The organism is Cytophagia bacterium CHB2, from assembly GCA_030263535.1.
In the GTDB taxonomy this organism is placed as follows: Bacteria; Zhuqueibacterota; Zhuqueibacteria; order Zhuqueibacterales; family Zhuqueibacteraceae; genus Coneutiohabitans.
Genome location: SZPB01000478.1, coordinates 1 through 3946 on the forward strand (window position 1 = coordinate 1; position 3946 = coordinate 3946).

The window sequence follows — 3946 nt, forward strand, 5'->3', positions numbered from 1 at the left end:
ATGCGCGTGCCGCGCGGGTATTGCACACACCTCGTTTTAGCCGAAATTTTACGAAACGCTTGCTCACACGCGGCAATCGCCGGAGCGGCAGTCAAGAAAAGCACTGCGGGCGTCTCTGAAAGTTCAACCTCGCCAACCGAAAACGGCTGTAATTTGTTTTTGCCTTTTGACCGGGGCAGGCGGTCGTGTAACCGGCTCGTATAAAAACCGAACAAATAGCGCTGATAATCACGGCGTCTATGCCATTGATCATGGCTGTGCCGGCACGGCACCAGCGCGAGGCATGCCAGAAGTCTGTCCGGCCGGGCTGCGCCATCGGGCACATGAAACGTTTTGAGATCGACCACTTCATTTAAGATGCGCAAATCAAAGCGATCCGGTTGCGTATGCGGGGTTGCGCCCTCGCGGCTGAGATGCGGAATCGCGTGCTGGCGCAGATAGCGCGTCAGCGTCGCTTCGCACGCTTTGCCGCAGGCAATCTTGTTGAAACGCCGTCCCATGTCCTCGCCGTAATTCATGCGATCGAACGTATAGCGCAACGATTGACTGGCATACTGAATACCCGCCGCAACATCCTCCGGCAAAATTGCCAGACAAATGATTTCTTCTGCGCGCATTGCCACCCCGCCGATTTTGTTGAACGCTCACGCTTGCTTCAACTGAATTTTGTTGCTATTATGGTTTCAAACCGATGTGTTCAGTCCTCATTAACTTTACAGTATTTTTCATGCGCACGAAACCATCTCGAGGTCAGCCTGCCTCCGAGGCCTCTTCCGGCGTCGATCCCAAGAATCGCTTGAACGATCTCGACAGCCAGCGCTGGCTGACTTTTCAAAAAAGTTGGTTTGTGTTCGCCCCGGGGGAGCGCACCATCGGCGTCACGGCCAGCTTCATTGAATTTTTTACAAAAAAAATCGTTGCCCCGGATCAACCTGCGCGCATTGGCTTGCTGCAAGAAAACGCCGCGTTCTTGCAACCCCTCGTTGCTGCGCTGGGACGGCAGCCAATTCTATTCGATAATTTTGATGAGAATGCGCCTTTCCTGGAGTTGGATTATTGCTTGTTTGATTTGAGTGAAGCGTTTACCGCGCCGTCCACTTATTTGAACGACATTGCCCTTTGGCAAGCACGCTTTCGGCAAATTGCGCGTCATCTCAAAATCAATGCTTACGCCACTGTTTTCGTGCGCAACCGCGATGATCACGGCCAACTTGTGCCAATTGCCTGGCAATTTGCCCGAACCATTGGCCAAATTCTAACTCTAAAAGATGAAAAAATCGGATGTGAAAATGATGTAACGTCGCCTGCCGCGCAAACCGCGCCACAGGAGGGCGTTTGGTACACGCGACAGAATGCGGTTTATTGCTTGAATTTCCGCCGTGAAGAATCATCCCCCACTCCAGATCTTTGGGAGCCAAGGCCGATCACAAAACGGCAACAGCAGCCAAAACGCGCTTCGGCGCTGAAAACGCCTGAATCTCCGCGCTCGGCCTGGCTGATTGTCAAACCGCCGCCGCGCGAAAAAGGGGTTCTCCTCCACCCTGCCAAATTTCCGGAGACGCTGGTTGAGATTTTCTTGAATGATTTTTCGCAACCGGGCGATCGCATCTTCGACCCGATGGCCGGCACCGGCAGCACACTGCTGGCGGCTTTAGCGCGTCAGCGCGAAGCGTATGGCATCGAGTTGAATCCGCAGTTTCATCGCATTGCTCGTGAGCGCATCACAAGATATTTGCCCTCTCTGCCGAATCTGCTGGAATCTTCGCATTGGAAACTTGTGTGCGGCGATGCTGCTGAGGCAACAAACTACACCGAGTTTCCGCCTGCCTTCGATTACATCATTACCAGTCCGCCGTATTGGGATATGCTGCGCATGAAAGGCGCTGAAACCCAGCAAAAACGCAAGGACGCCGGCCTGCTGCAATTCTACTCTGACGACGCGCGCGACCTTGGCAATGTCACGGATTATCGTTCCTTCCTTGACAACTTAGTGAAGATTTACAGATTTGTCGCGACCAGGCTGGCGCCGGGCGGTTACTTCACGATTATCGTCAAGAACGTCAAGAAACGCGGAGTGATTTATCCGCTCGCCTGGGATTTGGCGCTGCAACTCAGTGATGAGTTGCAGCTTTGCCATGAACAGTTTTGGTGTCAAGACGATCAAAAGCTCGCGCCGTTCGGGTATCGCTATGCCTGGGTCAGCAATACCTTCCACCATTATTGCCTGCACTTTCGCAAGCCCTAATCGGGCATGCCCATCGTCTGGATTATTCCTTCTCCGCATCCAGGCCGGTCGCGATTAAAGATTCTCTCGCGATTTCTTCCATGGAAGGCGCTTGCTCCGGCGGTGCGTCGGTATTTGACGCCGGCGCCGTTCCTGCGCGGCCGTTTTCATCGGCGCCATTGGAGAAATTATTGCGCCAAATACGATGTTCGTCGCAATACATATTTTGTTTGGGCGCAGCCTTGTAAGTCGATTCAAACTCTTTGCCACAGCGCGCGCAATAGTATTTGTACATTGGTTTCTCGCGCTCGTTTTTCGGCACCAACCGCAGATCTTCGAGATAATCCTGAAACCGCATCGCCGGGAAATCGCTGAAACGCGCATTGGGCTTGGGGAAAATATAATCGTATGCCGCCGAGCCCCCGATCGTAAAAATCAAAACGCGCTTACCCAGTTGGCGCACCCGTTCGAGCGCCGGTTGATAGTCGGCGTCGCCCAGCACGGCAATGGCGATGTCGAAGGCATGAATCGCGGCAAAATACAGCATGTCCGTGCCCAATGCCATGTCGATGGTGCGCTCTTTGGGGGTGAAATTCGCGTCGCCTTCACGCGTGATGCGATCTTGCATCGCCATATAATGCCCGCGAAAGTCGATCTCGTGCAGCACCAGATTGAAACCGAGCTGTTCGCTGAGAATGTTGTAAAATTTGCGTTGATCTTCCAGCTTGAGGGCATCCTCGGGATGCACATTGAACGGGACGCTGGCATAATAGTACGTACGCACCAAATCGAACGGCAACGGTTCGTACGGCAGAATACCCTGGTAATACTGGCGCAGAAAGCGCAGCGCCACCATATTGATCTTATTGAAGTCGATTTTGAACGGTCCACCATGCGCTTTGACGAGCATGTCTTGATTATGATACAACCACGAACCGTCGATGAAAGTCATGCACCGCAACGTGCCGTGGCGCATATTGTTGCGCGAGGCGTTGCGCGGATATTCCCCTGCCCCATGATCTGTCACCGCCCGCTTGCCTTCACCAAAAACATCCTGATGTTCGATCATGTTTTCCTCGGAAATTTTCATTGGATTATTTGCTCTGTTCGTTGTCGTGAAATCATATGCGATGAGTATTCAGGCGGCTAATAAGAAATTTTCAGGTTTGATCCTCCGCAGTTGTTCATCATATTCACTTAATTGCTGCATCAGCTCGGTCACATCGCGGCCGCTCGCATCGCCCTGTTTGATTTGCTGCATCAGCATCAGACGTTGATCTTCGATCATTATGCGTTGCAGGCGCGCCATGCAATCGGCGCTCCAGCGGCGATAGTCGATCTCTATGGATTCTTTGTGAATGCGCCCGGCTTCCTCATTGATCACTTTGGATAAGAATTCGGCTTGCTGCGGCTCATTGAAATAATGCAGCAGCATCTCCGGTTCCAGCGGCATGTCGCGTTCGAGCAGGCTATAAAACACCTCCGCCATGGCGCGCGCCTCCGCATCGTGAAAATCCTCCACCCGCATAAAGCTGAAAATGAATTGCATGGCGTTCCAATGCAATATCATGATGCGCAGCAGTTCCAGCTCGATCGCCCGGCTGCGTTCAGCAAACGGCCGGGGTTGGCCGATCAGCGCGTCCGGGTTGGCCTGACCGGGCGCGGCGCGGCGCAGGCGTGTGCTGGCGCGGCGCAACCGGGCAACTTCTTCCCACAATGCGC

General features: G+C 53.4%; 3 protein-coding genes. 1 reads left to right on the plus strand and 2 read right to left on the minus strand.

Going from position 1 to position 3946, the window contains the following annotated elements:
- A partial coding sequence (locus tag FBQ85_27530; protein ID MDL1878884.1) for a hypothetical protein occupies window positions 1-617 on the minus strand: 617 nt, incomplete at its 3' end.
- A gap of 74 nt (window positions 618-691) precedes the next feature.
- Between FBQ85_27530 and FBQ85_27535 the strand changes: the two genes are divergently transcribed.
- On the plus strand, window positions 692-2245 hold the full coding sequence (locus FBQ85_27535; GenBank protein MDL1878885.1) for a hypothetical protein: 1554 nt from the start codon (window positions 692-694) through the stop codon (window positions 2243-2245).
- A 22-nt stretch (window positions 2246-2267) separates the two neighbouring features.
- On the opposite strand, the gene FBQ85_27540 is transcribed toward FBQ85_27535, so the two are convergent.
- Window positions 2268-3314, minus strand: coding sequence for an NYN domain-containing protein (locus FBQ85_27540; protein ID MDL1878886.1), 1047 nt, complete (start codon window positions 3312-3314; stop codon window positions 2268-2270).
- Window positions 3315-3946: the final 632 nt, after the last annotated feature.

What these genes read in the sequence shown, in the direction of transcription:
- FBQ85_27535 (MDL1878885.1), top strand. Translation starts at nt 692, where the DNA reads ATGTGTTCAGTCCTCATTAACTTTACAGTATTTTTCATGCGCACGAAA.
- FBQ85_27540 (MDL1878886.1), bottom strand. Translation starts at nt 3,314, where the DNA reads ATGAAAATTTCCGAGGAAAACATGATCGAACATCAGGATGTTTTTGGT.